Consider the following 20,678-nt stretch of genomic DNA (forward strand, 5'->3'; position numbering starts at 1 on the left):
GATCGATCGAACGGGCGCGCGGAGGCGTGCGAAAAGGGGCTCTGACATGCCAAAACGGCCACCCCGAAGGGTGGCCGTCATCACATGGCCGACAGGGCCGGAAGAGGCGGGCGGAGGGTGCTCAGCGGTCCTTCAGTGCCTCCTCGATGGTCCGCATGACCTCGTCGAGCGGGGCGTCGGTGCGGGCGACCGTCACCAGCACCTCGCCCTGCCGGGAGACCACCGCCGGGACCTCCCGACGGGCGGTCGCGGTGGTGGCGGGGGCGGACGCGGTGCTCGCCGGGACGGTGCCGCGGCCGGCCCCGATCCCCGTGCCGAACGTCTTGCGCACGATGGCGAAGGCGTGGTCCAGCTGCGCCTCCACGTCCCCCTGGCCGTCCGCCCGCAGCCAGCGCCGCAGCACGTGGTTGTGGGCGGTGACGACGGCGGAGGCCGCCACCTCCGCGAGCAGCGGATCGTCGTTGGCGTCGTCTGCGTGCGCCCGCTCGTCGAAGTGGCCCAGCAGATAGCGCGTGAACAGGCGCTCGTAGCGGGCCACCGAGGCGATCTCGGCCTCGCGCAGCGTCGGCACCTCGCGGGTCAGCTTGTAGCGGGCGACCGAGATCTCCGGCCGCCCCGCGTACATCTTCATGACCTCCTTGATGCCGCGGCACACCGTGTCGAGCGGGTGCTCGTGGGCGGGGGCGGCGTTGAGGACCGCCTCGGCGCGGATCAGGGTGTCGTCGTGGTCGGGGAAGATCGCCTCTTCCTTGGAGCGGAAGTGGCGGAAGAAGGTGCGGCGGGCGACCCCGGCCGCCGCGGCGATCTCGTCGACCGTGGTCGCCTCGTACCCCTTCGTCGCGAACAGCTCCATCGCGGCGGCCGCCAGCTCCCGTCGCATCCTGAGCCGCTGGGCGGCCGCGCGGGAGCCCGCGGCACTCTCCGGCGCGTCGGGCGTGGCTGGTGTACGTGAGGACTTGGCGGGCTGGGGCATGACCCGAACGTACTGCATCCGCGCAGCTTGGTGCGCATGTCCCCGGTTTCCGCCGTTCCCGGTGGGAGCGGGGCCGGCCGCCGGGTCCAGCAGCCCGCCCCACTCCCGCCCCGCCCGGAACCGGTCGCCGGGCCGGTCGCCGGGCCGGTCTTCGCGCCGGTCGGGCCGGTCAGCGGCGGGCATATTCGCGGAAGCCGCGGCCCGTCTTGCGGCCGAGGCAGCCCGCGGCCACCAAGTGCTCGAGCAGCGGCGCCGGGGCCAGGCCCGGGTCGCGGAACTCGCGGTGGAGCACCTTCTCGATGGCCAGCGACACATCGAGGCCCACGACGTCCAGCAGCTCGAACGGACCCATCGGGTAGCCGCCGCCCAGCTTCATCGCCGCGTCGATGTCGTCGAGGGTCGCGTAGTGCTCCTGCACCATCTTGATCGCGTTGTTGAGGTACGGGAACAGCAGCGCGTTCACGATGAACCCGGCCCGGTCGCCGCAGTCCACGGCGTGCTTGCGGATCTTGCCGCACACCTCGCGGACCGTGGCGTGCACGTCCTCGGCGGTCAGCACCGTGCGCACGACCTCGACGAGCTTCATCGCCGGCGCCGGGTTGAAGAAGTGCATGCCGATCACGTCGTGCGGGCGCGAGGTGGCGCGGGCACAGGCGACCACCGGCAGCGAGGAGGTGGTGGTGGCCAGCACCGCGCCCGGCTTGCAGACCTTGTCCAGCGTCGCGAACAGCTGCTGCTTGACGGCGAGGTCCTCGGCGACGGCCTCCAGGGCGAGGTCCACGTCGGCGAAGTCGTCGTAGGTGCCGGTCGCCGTGATCCGGTCCAGGGTCTGCGCGGCGGCCTCGGCGGTCATCCGGCCCTTGTCGACAGAGCGCGAAAGCGACTTGCCGATACGGGCCTTGGCGGCCTGCGCCTTCTCCTCGCTGCGCGCGGCGAGCACCACCTCGTAGCCGGCCTTGGCGAAGACCTCGGCGATGCCGGAGGCCATGGTGCCCGAGCCGGCCACGCCGACCGAGCGGACGGGGCGGCCGGGGGTGAGGGAGTCGCCCTCCAGCGGGGTCAGCGCGTCGCGCACGACCGTGCCGCTGCCCGGGGCCTCGTAGGTGTAGAAGCCGCGGCCCGCCTTGCGCCCGGTCAGGCCGGCCTCACTGAGCTGCTTGAGGATGGGCGCGGGGGCGTGCAGCCGGTCGTGGGACTCGGCGTACATGGCGTCCAGGACCGTGCGCGCCGTGTCGACGCCGATCAGGTCGAGCAGCGCCAGCGGACCCATGGGCAGGCCGCAGCCGAGCCGCATCGCGGCGTCGATGTCCTCGCGGGAGGCGTACTTCGCCTCGTACATCGCGGCGGCCTGGTTGAGGTAGCCGAACAGCAGGCCGTCGGCGACGAACCCGGGCCGGTCGCCGACCGCGACGGGCTCCTTGCCGAGCTCCAGCGCGAGGTCGGTGACGGCGGCGACGGCGCCCGGCGCGGTCAGCACGGAGGAGACCACCTCGACCAGCTTCATGGCCTGCGCCGGGTTGAAGAAGTGCAGGCCGAGCACGCGCTCGGGATGGGCCGAGTCGGCGGCCAGGCGCGTCACCGACAGGGCGTTGGTACCGGTGGCCAGGATGGTGCCGGGCCGCACGACGCGGTCCAGCTCGCGGAAGATCTGCTGCTTGATCTCGTACGACTCCGGGGCCACCTCGATGACGAGGTCGGCGTCGGCGGCCGCGGTGAGGTCGGTGGCGGTGCGCACCCGGGCGAGGACGTCCGCGCGCTCCTGCTCGGTGAGGCGGCCGCGCTCGACGGCGCGGGCGGTGGAGGACTCCAGCGCGGCCACGGACTTGGCGGCCGCCGCCTCGCTGATGTCGATGCCGACCACGTCGCGGCCGGCGCGGGCGAGGACTTCGGTGATGCCGGTGCCCATGGTGCCCAGGCCGACGACGGCGATCGTCTTCAGCGGGGACAGGGGGCTGTCGGAGAGGGGAGCGGCCATCGCGGGACTCCAGGAATGAGGGTGACGACTGGGAGCGCGCCCCGGTGCGCCGAGGGGCGCACACGGGGGGCGGAAAACGCTGAGGGAATGCGGGTGTTGCCGGGCTGCGAGCGCACACGCCCGGATGCCTCTCGCCGCGGGCGCGCACACGCCCGGGCTGCGGCGGGATGCCGACCGGCCCTGTCCCGGAGCCGAGTCGTACTGCGGTACCTGAGGTACCGAACCGACAACACTCGCAGCGGCTGCGTCACCAGGCCACTGCAAGTCAGTGCGAGCGGGTAACTCGCTCGTCTGAGCTTAACCGGTGGGTAACGAGCGCGCCACCCCCCTGAGTTTGTGATGTACGTCCCGCGCGGAGGCGTGTCCTCCTAAGCTGGCCCCCGTGGACGAAGAGTTGCGATCACTCACGCACCGTGTACGGCGGGAGTCGGGCGGCTCGGCGGCGTACGAGCACCTGGCGGCCACCGGCGACCTCGACGAACTCGCCGAAGTGCTCACCGCGCCGGGACAGCCGCTGTGGGCCAGGGAACTGGCCGCGTTCCGCCTCGGCGTCGCGGGCGACCGCAGGGCCTTCGAGTCCCTGGTCCTCTTCCTGAACCACCGCGACCCCGAGCGCTGCGCCGGCGCGGCCCACGCCCTGGCCCGCCTCGGCGACCCCCGCACCGCCCGCGCGGCGGCGGCCCTCGCCACCAACGAACTCCGCGTCGCCTACGCCCTGCACCCCGTACGCCTCCTGGTGGACCTGCGCGCCCCGGAGTCCGTACCGGCCCTGATCACCACGCTCCAGCGCCGCCTGCGCCCCCACGACCCCTACCGCGGGGTCGCCCTGGCCTGCGTGGAGGGCCTGGGCATCCTGGGCGACCCCCGGGCACGCCCGGTGCTCAGCGAGGCCCTGGCCCACCCGTCCCTCGCGGAGGCGGCCGTCCACGCCCTGGCCCGCATCCCGCGTCAGAGGTAGGGCAGGATCACCCCGGCAACCCCCTGACGTACCGCACCTCGGGCACCGCGACCCCGTCCGCCTCGAAAGGCTCCTCGGCGCCGTCCGCTTCAAAGCCCGCCCGCTCGTAGAAGCGGCGGGCGCGCGCGTTGCCCTTCAGCACCCACAGGTACACGCGCGCGTGCCCCGCGGCAGCGCACCCGCGCACCGCCTCCTCCAGCAACGCCCGCCCGACACCCCTGCCGGCCCGTCCGGGGTCCACGTAGATCGCGTACAACTCGGCGTCACCAGTGCGTAGTTCGCCGTCCCGGTACGGGCCGTGGCACGCCCAGCCGATCACGCCGCCGTCGTCCTCGGCGACGAGGTTCACCACACCGCTGTCGCCGCGCGCGAGGAGCGTGCGGCGCCGCTCGGCGTCCCGCGTCACGCTGAGCGCGTCGAGGTACGACGCCGGTATGAGGTCACGGTAGGCGGCCTGCCGGCCGCTAACCCGGATCTCGGCGACCCGGTCGCAGTCGGCGGGGGTCATCGCCCGCACGCGCGGGTTCATTGTTCGCTCACCACCGCCAGGGCCTCGATCTCCATCAGGAATTCCGGACGGACCAGCGCCGCCACCTGGACGGCGGAGCAGGCGGGGAGGCGGTCGTCGGGGATGTGGGCGGCGCGGGCCGCGCGGATCGCGGGGAGGTGGGCCGTGTCCGTGACGAAGTAGGTGAGCTTGACGACGTCGTCGAAGCCCGCGCCGGCGGCGGCCAGGCAGCGGCGGAGGTTCTCGAAGACCTGCCGGGCCTGGGCCGCCGCGTCCCCCTCACCGACGATCCCGCCCTCCTCGTCCAGCGGGAGCTGGCCGGAGACCGCGACGAGGCGCCCGGTGGCCATGACGACGTGGGAGTACTGCGCGGCGGGGAAGACCCCGGCGGGGGCGGTGATTCTGGTCGGCTCGCTCATGCGTCCATGGTGGACCACGGGTCCGACAACGCCCGCCCCCCGCCGGAGGTTCAGCCGCGGAAGCCGACCAGCTCGTGCAGCGCCGCGCCGCGCGGGACGCCCGAACCGGAGGGCGCCGCCTTGACGGCGGACGCCTTCGCGCTCAGCGGCTTGGGGTCGGGCAGCTTCTGGCACACCGCGTCGGCCACGCCCGTACGGCCCCGCGGCACCTTGCCGTTGGTCAGGTACGCCGACAGGTACTTGTCCAGGCAGGCGTTGCCGCTCAGCGTGATGCCGTGGTTGCCGCCGCCCTGCTCGACGACCAGGCTGGAGCCCCGCAACAGGTGATGCACCGTCACACCGCCCTCGTAGGGCGTGGCCGCGTCGTCGGTCGCCTGGAACAGCAGCACCGGCGGCAGCTTGCCGTTGGCGATGTTCACCGGGCGCATCGTGGAGGTCGGCCAGAACGCGCACGGCGCGTTGTACCAGGCGTTGTTCCAGGCCATGAACGGCGCCTTGTCGTACACCGCCCAGTTGTCCTTGCGCCACTGCCGCCAGTCCCGCGGCCAGGCGGCGTCGCGGCACTGCACCGCGCTGTAGACGCTGTAGCCGTTGTCCCCGGAGGCGTCCACGGCGCCGAAGTTGCCGTACGCCTCGACCAGCGGGCCGGTCTTCTTCTCGTTGACGTACGCGGCGAACGCCTGGGCGAGACGGGGCCAGTAGCCGTTGTAGTAGCCGCCCGGGATGAAGGTGTCCTCCAGCTCCGAGGCGCCGACCTTGCCGCCCGCGGGCTTCCTGGCGAGCGCCGCCCGCATCGCGTACCACTTGGCCTCGACCTTCTCCGGGTCGGTGCCGAGCTTGTAGGTCGAGTCGTACTTGGCGACCCAGGCCATGAAGGCGCGGTGGCGGTCGTTGAAGGCGTAGTCCTGCTGGAGGTTGTCGTCGTACCAGACACCGGCCGGGTCGACGATCGAGTCCAGGACGAGTCGGCGCACCCGCTGGGGGAAGAGCTTGGCGTACACAGCGCCGAGGTAGGTGCCGTAGGAGTAGCCGAAGTAGTTGATCCTGTTCGCGCCGAGCGCCTGCCGGATCGAGTCCATGTCGGTGGCGGCGTTGACCGTGTTGACGTACGGCAGCAGCTTCGCGTACTTCCGGCCGCAGGCGGCGGCGAAGGACCTCGCGCGCGCGAGGTTGGCCTTCTCCAGCGCGGCGGTGCGCGGCACCGAGTCCGGCCGCACCGGCTTGAACTGGCCCGGCTTGCAGTCGAGCGCGGGCGTACTGGCGCCCACCCCGCGCGGGTCGAATCCGATGACGTCGTACTGGGCCGCGACCGCCTTGGGCAGCGAGGAGGCGACGAACCCGGCGAGCGAGAGCCCGCTGCCGCCGGGGCCGCCGGGGTTGACCAGCAGCGGCCCCTGGTACGTCTTCGCGGTGTGCGGGACGCGGGAGAGGGCCAGTGTGATCTTCTGCCCGGACGGGTGCCGGTAGTCCAGCGGCACCTTCAAGGACCCGCACTGCATGCTCGGGTGCTCGGTGGTGCCGCACTTCTTCCAGGTGACCTTGGCGACATGGACGGCGACTGCGGAGTGCGATGTGCTCGCGTCGGCGGGGACGGCCGTGACGGAACCGGCGACCACGACGGCGGCACCGCACAGCACGGCAGCGCTTTTTCTCATGCGTCCTCCCAGGACGGAGAGGCTGCGGACCGCGGGTCTCGCGATCCTCGCCGCATCGTCCCGGAAAGCACCCCTGGAAGAACGCGTTCTGACAATTGTTGACCCAATTGGGCCGCGCGAAGCGCTCGAACGATCTTAGATGAGCGAAAGTTGCACCGGTTCGGTCATCGAGGGTGCCGAAGACGCATCTGGACGGGTCTCTTCCGGCCGTATGCGGCGCGCCGTCCCGCCGTGCGCGGGACCGATGCCGTACTCGGCCGCCAGCTCGTGCACCTGACGGGTGATCCGGCGCTGGTACCACTTCGGGGCGTACGCCCCCTCCGCGTACAGCCGCTCGTAACGGCGCACCAGGTGCGGGTGGTGCTGCCCCAGCCACGCCATGAACCACTCCCGGGCGCCCGGCCGCAGATGCAGCACCAGCGGTGTCACCGAGGTCGCCCCGGCCCGGGCGATCGCGCGCACCGTCGCGCGCAGTTGCGCCGGATGGTCGCCGAGGAAGGGGATCACCGGCGCCATCAGCACCCCGCAGCCGATGCCCCGCTCGCCGAGGGTGCGCACGACGTCCAGGCGGCGCTCGGGCGCCGGGGTGCCCGGTTCCACCGTGCGCCACAGCTCGGTGTCGGTGAAGCCCACGGAGACCGAGACGCCCACGTCGGTGACCTCGGCCGCCTGGGTCAGCAGGTCGAGGTCGCGCAGGATCAGCGTGCCCTTGGTCAGGATCGAGAAGGGGTTCGCTCGGTCGCGCAGGGCGGTCAGGATGCCCGGCATCAGGCGGTAGCGGCCCTCCGCGCGCTGGTAGCAGTCGACGTTCGTGCCCATGGCGATGTGCTCGCCCTGCCAGCGGGGCGAGGCCAGTTGCCGGCGCAGCAGGTCCGGCGCGTTCACCTTCACCACGATCTGGCTGTCGAAGCCGAGGCCGGTGTCGAGGTCCAGATAGCTGTGCGTCTTGCGGGCGAAGCAGTACACGCACGCGTGCGTGCAGCCCCGGTAGGGGTTGACCGTCCACTCGAAGGGCATGCGCGAGGCGCCCGGCACCCGGTTGATGATCGAGCGGGCCCGGATCTCGTGGAAGGTGATCCCGCGGAACTCCGGCGTGTCGAAGGTCCGGGTGGTCACCGCGTCCGCGCCGAACAGCGCGGCGTCGGCCGCCCGGCCGTGGCCGCCGGACTCCACTGTGAGGTTCTCCCAGCGCATGACGCCTCCTCGGTAGCGGTGCCTCCCGAGTGAAACACGTGTTCGAATTATCGTGCAAGTGCGCTTTCTGATCGCTTCGGACTCCCGCGGCCACCCCGATTTGGGCGCCCCTGGGCCGGGGTGGTTGGCTTGCCCCAAGTGCGGATACGGATGTCCTGGAGGAAGTCAATGGCGCAGGTCGAGGCCACTACGGAGCGGGTCGTCGCGGCGGACGCGGAGAAGGTGTTCGACGCCCTCGCCGACTACAGCGGCACCCGCGAGAGGCTGCTGCCCGAGCACTTCAGCGAGTACGAGGTGCGCGAGGGCGGTGACGGCGAGGGCACCCTCGTCCACTGGAAGCTCCAGGCCACCAGCAAGCGGATCCGCGACTGCCTGATGGAGGTCACCGAGCCCACCGACGGCGAGCTCGTCGAGAAGGACCGCAACTCCTCCATGGTCACCACCTGGCGGGTCACCCCGGCCGGCGAGGGCAGCTCCCGGGTCGTGGTGACCACCACCTGGAAGGGTGCCGGCGGCATCGGCGGTTTCTTCGAGAAGACGTTCGCCCCCAAGGGCCTCGCCCGGATCTACGACGCCATGCTCGCCAAGCTGGCCGCGGAGACCGAGAAGTAGCCTCCGGCCCCGTAACTCGTCGTGCTTGTTCGTAGTTGTCGTTCAATGCGGGAATTGTGAGCAGGTGCGACGAGGGAGCGGTACGTGGGCGGGATCACTCTGGTGCAGGACGAACCGGTCGTGGCGCCGGCCGGCATCCCCGCCACGCCACCGGTTCCGGACGGCCCGCTCAGCCCCCGCCGCGTGCGGCTGGTCTTCCTCGGGCTGATGCTCGCGCTGCTGCTCGCCGCCCTCGACCAGATGATCGTGGCGACCGCGCTGCCCAAGGTGGTCGGCGAACTGCACGGCCTGGACAGGATGTCCTGGGCGATCACCGCCTACCTGCTCACCGCCACCGTCGGCCTGCCCGTCTACGGCAAGCTCGGCGACCTGCTCGGCCGCAAGGGCGTCTTCCAGTTCGCCATCGGTGTCTTCGTGATCGGCTCCGCCCTCGCCGGCCGGGCCGGGAGCATGGACCAGCTGATCGCCTTCCGCGCGGTCCAGGGCGTCGGCGCGGGCGGCCTCATGATCGGCGTGCAGGCGATCATCGCGGACATCGTGCCGCCCCGGCGGCGCGGCCGGTTCATGGGACTGATCGGCGCCGCCTTCGGCCTCGCCTCCGTCGCCGGACCACTGCTCGGCGGCTACTTCACCGACCACCTCTCCTGGCGGTGGTGCTTCTACGTCAACGTGCCCTTCGGCCTGGTCACCCTCGCCGTCGTCACCGTCGTGCTGAAACTGCCGAAACCTCCCGCCAGAGGCCGCTTCGACGTCCTCGGCGCCCTGCTGCTCGCCGCCGCCTCCACCTGCCTGGTGCTCCTCACCAGCTGGGGCGGCACCGAGTACGCCTGGGACTCCCGGGTCGTCCTCGGCCTCGGCGCGGGCGCGGCGGCCGCCGCCGTCCTCTTCCTGGTCGTCGAGCACTTCGCCGTCGAACCCCTCATCCCGCTGCGCCTGTTCAAGGACTCCGTCTTCAACGTCAGCGCCCTGGTCGGACTCGTCGTCGGCGTCGCGCTGTTCGGCGCGGCCAGCTATCTGCCCACCTTCCTGCAGATGGTCGACGGCGCCTCGGCCACCGAGTCCGGAATGCTGATGCTGCCCATGATGGGCGGCATCGTCGGCGCGTCGATCGTCTCCGGACAGCTCATCAGCCACACCGGCCGCTACCGGATCCACCCGATCCTGGGCGGCGCCCTCGCCGCGATCGGCATGTGGCTGCTCTCCCGCCTCCAGACCGACACGCCACGACTGCACTACAGCCTCTGGATGGCCGTCCTCGGCGCCGGCATCGGCCTGGTCATGCCCGTCCTGGTGCTCGCCGTGCAGAACTCCGTGCGCCCCGCCGACCTCGGCACCGCGACCAGCGCCAACAACTACTTCCGCCAGATCGGCGGCAGCGTCGGCGCCGCCGTCTTCGGCACCCTGTTCGCCGGCCGGCTCACCGACGCCCTGCAAAAACACATCCCCACGCGCGCGGGCGCCGCCCTGCCCGACGCCGAGTCGATCACCCCGCAGGCGGTCCACGCGCTGCCGCCGGACCTGCGCGACGCCTACGTCCGCGCGTACGCCGACGCCATGCCGCGGATCTTCCTCTACCTCGTGCCGGTGCTCGTCCTCGGCCTGATCATCGCCTTCTTCCTCAAGGAGAAACCCCTGGTGTCCCACGACGTCCCCGAGACCGGTGCCGAGACCGCGACGCCGAACCCGACCGTGCCCCCGCAGGCCCGCTCGCCCCACCCCGCGGGCGTCCCCGTGTGCGGCACGGTGCAGCACCCCGACGGCACCGTGGTACCCCGCGCGGCACTCACTCTGATCGACGTCTCCGGGGCGCAGATCGGCCGGGGCGCGAGCGGCGACGACGGGCGCTACGCGCTGTCCACGCCGGGCTCCGGGTCGTACGTCCTGATCGCCGCCGCGGGCGGGCACCAGCCGCAGGCGGTCTCCGTGACCGTCGGGGAGCGGCCCGTCGAACTCGACGTGGTCCTCGGCGGCGCCGGGCGTCTCGCGGGCAGCGTGCGCACCGCCGACGGCAGCCCTGTGCGGGACGCCGCGGTGACGCTGACCAATGTGCACGGCGAGGTCGTCGCCGCCACCCGCAGCGGACGCGAGGGCGGGTACGCCATCACCGAGCTGGTCGCCGGGGAGTACACCCTCGCGGCCAGCGCGCCCGCCTTCCGCCCGGCCGCGCTGCCCGTCACCGTGCAGGCCGCGCGGGAGACCCGCCAGGACGTGGAGCTCGCGGGCGGCGCCGTGCTGCGCGGCACGGTGCGGGCCGGCGGCGGCCGTCCGGTCGAGGAAGCGCGCGTGACCCTGCTCGACGCCGCGGGCAATGTCGTCGACACCCTCACCACCGGACCCGACGGAACGTTCCGGTTCGTCGATCTGTCCTCCGGCGAGTACACCGTGATCGCGGCCGGCTACCCGCCGGTCGCCACGGTGCTGCAGGTCGCGGGCGGGGGACGCACGGAACGCGATCTCCAGCTCGGGCACGAGGACTGAGTTCCGCGCGCGCGGGGGAGCGCCTTCCGCTCCCGCGGCCGCGCCGGGGTCAATTCCGGTGATTGCCGCACACCGTGACCGGCCGGCGCCGTACCGTGGTGGACGGGGAACAGATCTTGCGGAGCCGTGCGGAGAGAGGGCCTGGGCCATGGACCGTGGCACCGAAAGGGGCATGCCGGCCGGCCACATGGCCGCGGCCGGCGTGCCGGCGGGGGACGTCGCGGCCGGCCGGGTCCCGCTCGCGGTGGTCGTGGTCGACCGCGACGGCCTGGTGTCCCACTGGAGCACCGGCGCGCGCCGGCTGTTCGGCACCGGCAAGCAGGAGGCGATCGGCCGCCCCGCCGTCGACCTGCTGCCCGTCTCCGGCGCCCTGCCGGACGAGGACGACGAAGAGGCCCCGTACGGAAGCTGGGGCGGCGACGACGGGCTCGGGCCCGGCCTGGAGAGCTCCCTGGACGGGCGGCTGTCCTACCCGGCAGCGGGCCGCGCCCGGCTCACCGTGCCCGGCCAGGACCGGCTCGACGTCCTGTGGTGGGCCTACCCGCTGGTGGGCCCGGGCCGGGAGCGGCTGCTGGTCCTGGCGGCCGACGCGGACGCCCTGCGCCGCGCCGACCACGACGACCCCCTCCAGGCCGCCGCCTTCGAGCGCATCGCGCCCGCCTTCGCCCTGCACACCGACTTCCCCGGCGCGGAGGACCTGGCCCGCCGACTGCCCGACATCCTGCCCAGCATGAGCGTCGGCGAGAGCGCCAGGATCGTCGCTCAGGTCCTCGAACTGGGCTACCCCGTCCTGGAGTTCAGCCAGAACGACCGGGTGCCCGTAACCCCCGACTGGGGCGTGCCCCGGCGGGCCGAACGGCGCGCCCGCCGTGAGCGGGCCGCCCTGGCCGCCGCACAGGGCCTGCCCGTGCCCGAGGAGGCGGCCGACGACGAGGGCGAGGACCTGGAGTACGCCGCCGTACGCGAGCGCCTGGAGTTCCTCAACGAGGTCAGCGGCCGCATCGGCACCTCGCTCGACCTCGCGCGCACCATCGTCGAGGTGAGCCGGGCCGTCGTGCCCCGCTTCACCGACGTCGCCGGCACCTATCTGCGCGAGCAGGTCGTCGCCGGCGAGGGCTTCCCGGAGGGCGTACCCGACACGACCACCATGTGGCACCGGGTGGCCCTGGAGCACACCGACGAGCCCGGCCGCTGGGACGACGTCGTCCCCGTGGGCGAGGCCATGCCGTTCCCCGCGCACACGCCGTTCTTCCAGTGCATGACCTCGGGCGAGCCCGTGCTGGTGCCGCGCATCAGCACCGAGTTGGGCCACGCCATCGCCTCGCAGTTCGAGAAGCGCGACATCCGGCCGCTGATCACCCACCGCTCGATGCTGGTCGTGCCGCTCAAGGCCCGTAACGTCGTCCTCGGGTTCATGATCCTGCTGCGCCACCCCGAGCGGGCCGAGTTCAACGACATGGACAGGGTCACCGGCGCCGAACTGGCCGCCCGCGCGGGACTCGTACTGGACAACGCGCGCATGTACACCTACCAGGAGAGCGTCGCCGAGACCCTCCAGGACAGCATGCTGCCGCACATCCCGGCGCGGATGGCGGGCTGCGACATCGCCACCCGCTATCTGCCGGGCACCCTGCTCGGCCGGGTCGGCGGCGACTGGTTCGACTCCGTCAAGCTGCCCGGCGCGCGCACCGCCCTGGTCGTCGGGGACGTCATGGGGCACGGCCTGAACTCCGCCGCCATGATGGGCCAGTTGCGCACCGCCGTGCAGACCATGGCCGCGCTCGACCTGCCGCCGGCCCAGCTGCTGCGCAACCTCGACGACCTCGCCCAGCGGCTCGGCGACACCTACCTCGCGACCTGTCTGTACGCCGTCTACGACCCGATCGCGGGCGAACTGAGCCTGGCCAACGCGGGCCACATCCCGCCCGTCCTGGTGCGCGCCGACGGCCGCAGCGAACTGCTGGAGCTGCCCACCGGGGCGCCCATCGGCGTCGGCGGAGTGCCCTTCGAGGCGGTAGGCGTGCGCGTGCGGCCCGGCGACCGTCTGGTGATGTGCACCGACGGGCTGGTCGAGGTGCGCGGCGAGGACATCGGTGTCGGGCTCGCCACGCTGTGCGAGTCCGCCGCCCACCCGGCCGCCTCCATGGACGACGCCTGCGACACGATCATCCGCGCCCTCAACACGCGCGGGGGCCGCAAGGACGACGTGGCCCTCCTCATGGCCCGCCTCAACGGCATCGAGCCCGACGACGTGGCCGAGTGGCGCCTGGCCCGCGATCCCGCCGAGGTGGGGCGGGCCCGCGCGGCCGTCCGCGAGCAGCTCCACACCTGGGGCCTGGCCCGGCTCGCCGACCCCGCCGAGCTGATGGTCAGCGAGCTCGTCACCAACGCCGTACGGCACTCCCACGGCCGGCCGGTCGAGCTGCGACTGGTGCGCGGCGACACCCTGCTGTGCGAGGTGGACGACGACGACCACGAACTGCCCACGCTGCTCAGCGCCGGCCCCGGCGACGAGTCGGGGCGCGGTCTGCGGGTGGTCAGCACCCTGGCCCGCGAGTGGGGCACCAGCCGTACGGCCGGCGGCAAGACGGTCTGGTTCGAGCTGACCCTGCCGCGCCGCTGAACCGGAGGACCACGCCGGGCGCTTGTGACCCCGACCCGGGCGCGATACACCGTACTGGCCCGTCACTTACGACGGATCGCCGCCGCACCCCGGGGAGTTGGGCATGAGCGTGACGAGTCGGTACCGTCAGGCCTGGGAGGGATTCTGGCGCGAGGCGCCCGAGGAACCTCAGGCGGTGTTCTGGGACGCCGAACCCCGGCTGACCGCCGGTGTGCACCTCCCCCTCTTCGAACCGCACCTCACGGACCCGCGTCTGCCGCTGCTCGACCTCGGCTGCGGCAACGGCACCCAGACCCGCTTCCTCGCCGAGCGCTTCCCGCACGTCCTCGGCGCCGACATCGCCACCGCCGCCATCGAGCACGCGCGGCGTGCCGACCCGGCCGGACAGGCCACGTACCGGGTGCTGGACGCCACCGACAAGGGCGAGGCCGAGACCCTGCACGCCGAGCTCGGCGACGCCAACGTCTACATGCGGGGTGTGCTGCACCAGTGCGAGCCCGACGACCGGCGGCCGCTGGCCGACGCGCTCGCCACGCTCACCGGTGAGCGCGGCCGCGTCTTCCTGGTGGAGCTCGCCGAGGCCGCCGGCCCGATCCTCGGCGGACTGGCCCGGAGTTCCGCCGGGGCGCCCCCGAAGCTCGCGCCCGTTCTCCGGCACGGCATAGCCCCCGGCGAGGTCGCCGACGCCGCCGTGCCGCGGCTGCTGAGCGCGGCCGGCCTCACCGTCCTCGCGAACGGCGAACTGCCGCTGACCACCACCGAGTCGGCGCCCGGCGGCGGCCGGCTGCGGCTGCCGTCGAACTGGCTCGTGGCGGGCCGCGCCCGGTGAGAGGGCGGCCGCCGCGGTGGCCGGTCTGCGTGTCAGAGGGACGGCGTATTGTCGCATTGACGTAGTTTGCAGGGGGTGGGGGCTTCGGCTGTCCCTACACGCTGTAGGGTTACGTCCACCCTGCCGCAGACCGAACGGACAGAGACGAGAGGTGGCCGTGTCGACCGTCGCGCCCGATCCGGACGTCAGTGTTGTCGTCATCGTCTACAACGACGAAGAGCGACTTCCGACGGCCGTTGGTTCCGTCCTTGAGCAAACACTGCGCAATGTCGAGGTGATCATCGCCGACGACTGCTCGACGGACGGCTCCTACGAGGTCGCGCAGAAGCTCGCCGCGGCCAACCCCGGCAAGGTCCGGGCCATCCGGCTCCCCGAGAACAGCGGAGGCTGCGGAGAGCCCCGCAACCAGGGCGTCAAGGTGGCCCGCGGCCGCTATGTGATGTTCCTCGACAGCGACGACACGCTGGAGAGGAACGCCTGCCGCAACATGATCGAGGCCGCCGACCGCACCGGCGCCGACCTCGTCTCCGGACTGTGTGTCCGGGTTCACACCGACAGCCGGCACGACAAGCGGGTCCTCTGGTACCCGTGGCTGTACCGCGGCACGCGCACCCTGGACTCCGTCGCCGAACTGCCGGACCTGTTCGTCTTCGACACCCTGTCGACGAACAAGTGCTACCGCCGCGACTTCCTCCTCGCCAACGACCTCACCTTCCCCCGGGGCATCCACTACGAGGACCTGCTCTTCTCCGCCCAGGCATACCTGGCCGCCGAGAAGATCACCCTGATCCCCAACACGGTCTACTACTGGAACGTCGTCCAGAAGACCGCCGCCAAGTCGATCAGCAACCGGCGCAACGAGATCCGCAACTTCGCCGACCGGGTCGAGATCCACCGCCGCATCGACGCCATCCTGGACCGCCACGGCCAGGACGAGCTGAAGCTGCGCAAGGACATCAAGTTCCTCAAGCACGACCTCGTGCTCTACCTGCGGGAACTGCCCTTCCTCGACAACGACTACCGGCACGGCTTCGCCGAGCTCGCCCGCGGCTACGTGCAGGACTTCCCCGAGGCCGCCTACGCCGAGCTCGACCGCGTCCACGCCATCTGCGCCCAGCTGCTGCTGCGCGAGGACTGGACCGACCTCATGCCGGCCATCGACACGCTGATCAACCGCAACAAGATCTCCGCACCCCTGGTCGAGCACGACGGCCGCATCTACTGGACCGACCGCTACCTCGACGACCCCGAGATGCGCGCCGTCCTCGACGTCACCACCCTCGGCTACCACGCCAAGCCGGTCGACGCGATGTTCCTGCGCAACCAGCTCACCGAGTACACCGCGCGCGGCGGCGACCTGGTCCTCGCAGGCGAGATCGTCAACCCGCTGCACACCATCGCCCCGGACGCCACGCTCGCCGCCGAGCTGGAGTTCCGCGCCCGGCGCCGCAGCCTGCAGACCTTCCGCTTCCCGGTGCCCACCCCGCGCCACGAGGGCGACGCGATCGCCTGGCGGGCCGAGGTCCCCCTGGCCCGGCGGCTGAGACCACTGGGCATCATCGACGACGTGTGGGACGTCCGGCTGCACCTCACCGTGGACGGCAAGCGCACCACCAGCCGGCTCACCGTCGGCACCGTCGACCTCGAACACGCCCGGGACCTGCCCGTCCGTCCCCGGTTGACCCGGCTCATGGCCGACCGCATCGAGGCCCAGGTGTCCGCCAAGGGCCACCTGGCCTTCCGGCTGATCCAGCAGGGCCAGGCCGCCCGCACCGGCCGCGCCGCCGTCGAGCGCAACCTGCACGGCCGCCCCGCGCGCGCCGCCAAGGGCGCCTACCGCAAGCTGCGCGCCGTGCGCCGCGACCTGAACTCCGGCGACCGCAAGCTCCAGGTCTACGAGCGGATGCTCACACGGCTGCCCGTGCGCAAGGGCACGGTCGTCTTCGAGAGCCACCTCGGCAAGCAGTACAGCGACAGCCCCCGCGCCGTCTACGAGGAGCTAAAGCGCCGCGGCGCCCCGATCACCGCGATCTGGTCGTACGCCGGCGAGCGCCCCACGGGCTTCCCCGACGACGTCGAGCTGGTCCGCCGCTGGTCGTGGCGCTATCTGCGGGCGCTCGCCCAGGCCGAGTACTGGATCGACAACCAGGGCTACCCGCTGCGCCTGACCAAGCGCCCCGAGACCACGTACATCCAGACCTGGCACGGCTCGGCCCTCAAGCGCATGGGCTTCGACGAGCCCACCTACCGGATGCAGTCCGAGCAGGAGCAGCGCGCCTACCAGCAGGCGCTGGACCGCTTCGACCACTTCGTGGTCCGCAGCGAGCACGACGTGCGCACCCTCGCCCGCGCCTACCGCATCCCCGAGCACAAGCTGCTGCGCACCGGCTACCCGCGCAACGACGCCCTGGTCCGCACCCGCGAGGGCGCCGAGCCCAGCCCCGAGGCACGGCGCATCGCCGAACGCCTCGGCATCGACCCGGGCCGGCGCGTGCTGCTGTACGCGCCGACGTTCCGCGCCCACCCCGACGGCCGCGTAAGGGACTTCGAGTTCCCCTTCGACGTCGAGCGCTTCGCCGCCCGCTACGGCGACGACTTCACGCTGCTCGTCCGCGCGCACTACCTCAACCGGCTCACCCTGCCCCCGTCCGTGGCCGGACGCGTCATCAACGTCAGCGCCGAGCCCGACATCACCCCGCTGATGCTGCTCGCCGACGGTCTGATCACGGACTACTCCTCCGTGATGTTCGACTACGCCCTCCTCCAGCGCCCGATCGTGTTCTACGCCCACGACTGGGAGGAGTACGCCGAGGACACCCGCGGCACCTACTTCGACCTGCTCACCGAGGCGCCGGGCCCCGTCCCGCGCACCGAGGAGGAGCTGTTCTCCGTGCTCGACGACCTCAGCGGTGTCCACACCCGGCACGAGGCGCGGCTGAAGGAGTTCGTGGACAAGTACGGTGAGTACGACCGCGGAGACGCCGCGGCGCAGATCGTGGACCGTTTCTTCGGCCCCGCGGGAGAGGCCCGATGACCGAGCGCGACATCATCTTCGTGGCCAACGAGGTCGACGAACTCGGCGGCGTGGGCCGCTGGCAGGCCCAGCTCGCCGGGCTGCTCGCCGGCCGCGGCCACCGGGTCACCATCGCCGGCATCGCCCCGGCCAACCACCCGATGGACCTGGGCGAGAACCCGCCGTTCAAGACGGTGACCCTCTACGCCCAGCGCCCACCGGGCCGCCCGAGGCGCCGCCGGCTGCTCGGCTCCGCCGACCCAGCACTGCGCAGGCACGAGGCACACATGCGCGGCGCCGCGGAGCGGCTCAGCCAGCTGTTCCGCGCCGCCCGGCCCGGAGCCGTGATCATCGTCACCCAGGTGTGGGCGATGGAGTGGGTGGCGCTCGCGGACACCGCCGGGCACACCCTGATCGGCATGACCCACGAGTCCTTCGACACGGCCCGCAAGTCCTCCCGCTTCGAGCGGGTGAAGAAGTACTACAAGGACGTGGACCGCCTGCTCGCCCTCACCCAGGAGGACGCCGACCGCTGGGTGGGCGAGGGCATGAACAACATGGGCTTCATGCCGAACCCGCTGCCCATCGTGCCCGACACCCCGTCGCCGCGCACCGAGAAGGTGGTGGCCAGCATCGGCCGGCTCTCCCACGAGAAGGGCGTCGACCTGCTCCTGGACGCCTGGGCCGAGGCCGCGCCCAAGCAGCCCGGCTGGACCCTGCGCATCTACGGCCGGGGAGAGGCCGAGGCGGAACTGCGGGCCCGCTGCGCCGAACTCGGACTCGACGACTCGGTGGACTTCGCCGGCCAGACCGAGGACGTGCCCGGGGCGCTGCGCGCCTCCTCCGTCTTCGTACAGTCCTCCCGCGGCGAGGGCTTCCCGCTGGTCCTGCTCGAGGCGATGGCGTGCGGGGTGCCCTGCGTCGCCTTCGACTGCGCGCCCGGCGTGCGGGAGATCGTCACCCACGAGGAGGACGGCCTGCTGGCCCGCCCCGGCAACACCACCGAACTCGCCCGCCACCTGGTGCGGCTGATGTCCGACGAGCGGCTGCGCGACACGATGGGTGAGCAGGCCCTGAGCAGCGTGCGGCGCTTCGACCCGGACGCCATCACCCGGCGCTGGGAGGAGCTGTTCGACTTCCTGGAGCGCTGAGCGCGCCCCTGAGAACCGCCCCATGGCGCCCCGGCACCCTCGGTGTCCGGGGCGCCATTGGTCTGTGCCGGTGAGAGTTTTCCACAGGCCTGGCCGCGCTTCGCCGCGACCGCGTAGCGTGAGGCGGCATGAAGATCCTCATCAGCGCCGACATGGAGGGCGCCACGGGCGTGACCTGGCCTGCCGATGTGCTGCCGGGGACACCGCAGTGGGAGCGGTGCCGGTCGATGTTCACCTCCGACGTCAACGCCGCCGTGCTCGGCTTCCTCGACGGCGGCGCCGACGAGGTCCTGATCAACGAGGCCCACTGGAGCATGCGCAACCTCCTCCTGGAGGACCTGGACGAGCGGGCGCAGATGCTCACCGGGCGGCACAAGTCCCTGTCCATGGTGGAGGGCGTGCAGCACGGCGACGTGGACGGCATCGCCTTCGTCGGCTATCACGCGGGCGCCGGCACGGAGGGCGTCCTCGCCCACACCTATCTCGCCAACCAGATCACCGGTGTCTGGCTCAACGACGTACGGGCGAGCGAGGGCCTGCTCAACGCGCACGTGGTCGCCGAGTACGGCGTGCCGGTGGTCCTCGTCACCGGCGACGACGTGGCCTGCGAGGACGCCCTGGGGTATGCGCCCGAGGCGCTGAAGGTCGCCGTCAAGGACCACGTGTCGCGGTACGCGGCCGTGTGCCGCACCCCGGCCCGCACCGCCGCCGACATCCGCGCGGCGGCCAAGGAGGCGGCCGCTCTGGCGATCCGTCACGAGCCGGTCGTGGCCGGCCCGTTCACGGTCGCGGTGGAGTTCGACGCCGAGCACCTGGCTCTGGCCTCCACCGTCGTGCCCGGCGTCGACCGCGTCGGGGAGCGCAAGGTGGCGTACACCGGCGCCACGATGTTCGAGGCAATCCGCACCTTCAAGGCGGTCACCACGATCGCCTCGGCCGCCGTGGAGGAGCAGTATGGCTGACGCGCAGGCACTGGACGAGGTCGTCACGTTCACCTCCGACCTGATCCGCATCGACACCACCAACCGGGGCGGCGGCGACTGCCGTGAGCGCCCGGCCGCCGAGTACGCCGCGGAGCAGCTGGCGGGCGCGGGCCTGGAGCCCCTGCTGCTGGAGCGCACCGAGGGGCGGACCAACGTCGTCGCACGCATCGAGGGCTCCGATCCGTCGGCGGACGCCCTGCTCGTCCACGGCCACCTGGACGTGGTGCCGGCGCGGGCCGGGGACTGGAGCGTGCATCCGTTCTCCGGGGAGGTGCGCGACGGCGTGGTGTGGGGCCGGGGCGCGGTCGACATGAAGAACATGGACGCGATGATCCTGGCCGTGGTGCGGGCCTGGGCCCGGCAGGGCGTCCGGCCGCGCCGGGACCTGGTGATCGCCTTCACCGCCGACGAGGAGGCCAGCGCCGAGGACGGCTCGGGGTTCCTCGCCGACGAGCACGCGGAGCTGTTCGAGGGCTGCACCGAGGGCATCAGCGAGTCCGGCGCGTTCACCTTCCACGACGGCGCCGGCCGGCAGATCTACCCCATCGCGGCCGGTGAGCGCGGCACCGCCTGGCTGCGGCTGAGCGCACGGGGCCGGGCCGGACACGGCTCCCGGGTGAACAAGGAGAACGCGGTCACCCGGCTCGCCGCCGCCGTCGCCCGGATCGGCGCCCACGAGTGGCCGGTGCGGCTCACCCCCACGGTGCGCGCGGCCCTGACCGAACTCGCCGCCCTGTACGGCGTCGAGGCCGACCTGCGCAACGTGGACAGCCTGCTCGACAAGCTCGGACCGGCCGCCCGGCTGGTCGAGGCCACCCTGCGCAACAGCGCCAACCCCACGATGTTCGACGCGGGTTACAAGATCAATGTGATTCCGGGGGAGGCCGTGGCCCACGTCGACGGGCGGTATCTGCCCGGCGGCGAGGAGGAGTTCCGGGCCACCATGGACAAGCTGACCGGCCCGGACGTCGACTGGGAGTTCCACCACCGCGAGGTGGCCCTCGAGGCGCCCGTGGACTCCCCGGCCTTCGCGGCGATGCGGGCCGCCGTCGAGGCGTTCGCGCCCGAGGGGCACGTGGTGCCGTTCTGCATGCCGGGCGGCACCGACGCCAAGCAGTTCTCCCGGCTCGGCATCACGGGGTACGGCTTCTCGCCGCTGAAGCTGCCCGAGGGCTTCGACTACCACGCCCTCTTCCACGGGGTCGACGAACGCGTCCCCGTCGAGGCGCTGCACTTCGGCGTCCGCGTCCTCGACCGCTTCCTGCGGACGGCCTGAGAGATGGGGGAGGGGACGGTGGAGGAGACGG

At 72.3% G+C, this 20,678-nt stretch carries 15 protein-coding genes; 9 read left to right on the plus strand and 6 right to left on the minus strand.

The window, feature by feature from the left end:
• Positions 1–121: 121 nt before the first annotated feature.
• Complete coding sequence (locus IE249_RS19070; RefSeq protein ID WP_189706055.1) at positions 122–973, minus strand: TetR family transcriptional regulator; 852 nt, start codon at positions 971–973, stop codon at positions 122–124.
• A gap of 169 nt (positions 974–1,142) precedes the next feature.
• Positions 1,143–2,948 carry a 3-hydroxyacyl-CoA dehydrogenase family protein gene (locus tag IE249_RS19075; protein WP_189706057.1) on the minus strand — a complete coding sequence of 602 codons (1,806 nt, stop codon included), beginning with the start codon at positions 2,946–2,948 and terminating at the stop codon, positions 1,143–1,145.
• Between the two features lie 382 nt (positions 2,949–3,330).
• Between IE249_RS19075 and IE249_RS19080 the strand changes: the two genes are divergently transcribed.
• Positions 3,331–3,906, plus strand: a complete 576-nt coding sequence (locus tag IE249_RS19080; protein WP_189706059.1) for an adenylosuccinate lyase — start codon at positions 3,331–3,333, stop codon at positions 3,904–3,906.
• A gap of 7 nt (positions 3,907–3,913) precedes the next feature.
• On the opposite strand, the gene IE249_RS19085 is transcribed toward IE249_RS19080, so the two are convergent.
• From IE249_RS19085 to IE249_RS19100, 4 genes are all read right to left on the minus strand, one after another.
• Positions 3,914–4,435 (minus strand): GNAT family N-acetyltransferase, encoded by a 522-nt coding sequence (locus tag IE249_RS19085; protein ID WP_189706061.1) that lies wholly within the window; start codon positions 4,433–4,435, stop codon positions 3,914–3,916.
• Complete coding sequence (locus tag IE249_RS19090; protein ID WP_189706063.1) at positions 4,432–4,833, minus strand: RidA family protein; 402 nt, start codon at positions 4,831–4,833, stop codon at positions 4,432–4,434. Before IE249_RS19090 ends, IE249_RS19085 begins: the two co-directional genes overlap by 4 nt.
• 50 nt (positions 4,834–4,883) lie before the next feature.
• Complete coding sequence (locus IE249_RS19095) at positions 4,884–6,488, minus strand: alpha/beta hydrolase (protein WP_189706065.1); 1,605 nt, start codon at positions 6,486–6,488, stop codon at positions 4,884–4,886.
• Between the two features lie 135 nt (positions 6,489–6,623).
• Entirely contained in the window at positions 6,624–7,682 is a 1,059-nt protein-coding gene (locus tag IE249_RS19100; protein WP_189706067.1) for an Rv2578c family radical SAM protein, read from the minus strand.
• Between the two features lie 168 nt (positions 7,683–7,850).
• Between IE249_RS19100 and IE249_RS19105 the strand changes: the two genes are divergently transcribed.
• The 8 genes from IE249_RS19105 to IE249_RS19140 all read left to right on the plus strand — a co-directional run bounded on the left by IE249_RS19105 (position 7,851) and on the right by IE249_RS19140 (position 20,647).
• Entirely contained in the window at positions 7,851–8,294 is a 444-nt protein-coding gene (locus tag IE249_RS19105) for an SRPBCC family protein (RefSeq protein ID WP_189706069.1), read from the plus strand.
• Between the two features lie 84 nt (positions 8,295–8,378).
• Positions 8,379–10,772: an MFS transporter gene (locus tag IE249_RS19110; RefSeq protein ID WP_189706071.1), complete on the plus strand. Its 2,394-nt coding sequence runs from the start codon at positions 8,379–8,381 to the stop codon at positions 10,770–10,772.
• Positions 10,773–10,920: 148 nt separating this feature from the next.
• The gene (locus IE249_RS19115; protein ID WP_189706073.1) at positions 10,921–13,395 is read left to right on the plus strand and encodes a SpoIIE family protein phosphatase; all 2,475 of its coding nucleotides are present in this window, start codon (positions 10,921–10,923) and stop codon (positions 13,393–13,395) included.
• A gap of 103 nt (positions 13,396–13,498) precedes the next feature.
• Complete coding sequence (locus tag IE249_RS19120) at positions 13,499–14,224, plus strand: class I SAM-dependent methyltransferase (RefSeq protein WP_189706075.1); 726 nt, start codon at positions 13,499–13,501, stop codon at positions 14,222–14,224.
• Positions 14,225–14,381: 157 nt separating this feature from the next.
• Positions 14,382–17,258, plus strand: a complete 2,877-nt coding sequence (locus tag IE249_RS19125; protein ID WP_229858821.1) for a bifunctional glycosyltransferase/CDP-glycerol:glycerophosphate glycerophosphotransferase — start codon at positions 14,382–14,384, stop codon at positions 17,256–17,258.
• Positions 17,255–18,388 (plus strand): glycosyltransferase, encoded by a 1,134-nt coding sequence (locus IE249_RS19130; RefSeq protein WP_189706079.1) that lies wholly within the window; start codon positions 17,255–17,257, stop codon positions 18,386–18,388. Before IE249_RS19125 ends, IE249_RS19130 begins: the two co-directional genes overlap by 4 nt.
• Positions 18,389–18,516: 128 nt before the next feature.
• A complete protein-coding gene (locus tag IE249_RS19135; RefSeq protein ID WP_189706081.1) occupies positions 18,517–19,350 on the plus strand; it encodes a M55 family metallopeptidase in 834 nt (277 codons plus the stop codon).
• Complete coding sequence (locus IE249_RS19140) at positions 19,343–20,647, plus strand: M20/M25/M40 family metallo-hydrolase (protein ID WP_189706083.1); 1,305 nt, start codon at positions 19,343–19,345, stop codon at positions 20,645–20,647. Before IE249_RS19135 ends, IE249_RS19140 begins: the two co-directional genes overlap by 8 nt.
• Positions 20,648–20,678: the final 31 nt, after the last annotated feature.

It is taken from the genome of Streptomyces anandii JCM 4720, from assembly GCF_014650655.1.
In the GTDB taxonomy this organism is placed as follows: domain Bacteria; phylum Actinomycetota; class Actinomycetes; order Streptomycetales; family Streptomycetaceae; genus Streptomyces; species Streptomyces anandii.

Coding starts and splice junctions, on each gene's coding strand:
- IE249_RS19070 (WP_189706055.1), bottom strand. CDS start 973: ATGCCCCAGCCCGCCAAGTCCTCACGTACACCAGCCACGCCCGACGCG.
- IE249_RS19075 (WP_189706057.1), bottom strand. CDS start 2,948: ATGGCCGCTCCCCTCTCCGACAGCCCCCTGTCCCCGCTGAAGACGATC.
- IE249_RS19085 (WP_189706061.1), bottom strand. CDS start 4,435: ATGAACCCGCGCGTGCGGGCGATGACCCCCGCCGACTGCGACCGGGTC.
- IE249_RS19090 (WP_189706063.1), bottom strand. CDS start 4,833: ATGAGCGAGCCGACCAGAATCACCGCCCCCGCCGGGGTCTTCCCCGCC.
- IE249_RS19095 (WP_189706065.1), bottom strand. CDS start 6,488: ATGAGAAAAAGCGCTGCCGTGCTGTGCGGTGCCGCCGTCGTGGTCGCC.
- IE249_RS19100 (WP_189706067.1), bottom strand. CDS start 7,682: ATGCGCTGGGAGAACCTCACAGTGGAGTCCGGCGGCCACGGCCGGGCG.
- IE249_RS19105 (WP_189706069.1), top strand. CDS start 7,851: ATGGCGCAGGTCGAGGCCACTACGGAGCGGGTCGTCGCGGCGGACGCG.
- IE249_RS19115 (WP_189706073.1), top strand. CDS start 10,921: ATGGACCGTGGCACCGAAAGGGGCATGCCGGCCGGCCACATGGCCGCG.
- IE249_RS19120 (WP_189706075.1), top strand. CDS start 13,499: ATGAGCGTGACGAGTCGGTACCGTCAGGCCTGGGAGGGATTCTGGCGC.
- IE249_RS19130 (WP_189706079.1), top strand. CDS start 17,255: ATGACCGAGCGCGACATCATCTTCGTGGCCAACGAGGTCGACGAACTC.
- IE249_RS19135 (WP_189706081.1), top strand. CDS start 18,517: ATGAAGATCCTCATCAGCGCCGACATGGAGGGCGCCACGGGCGTGACC.
- IE249_RS19140 (WP_189706083.1), top strand. CDS start 19,343: ATGGCTGACGCGCAGGCACTGGACGAGGTCGTCACGTTCACCTCCGAC.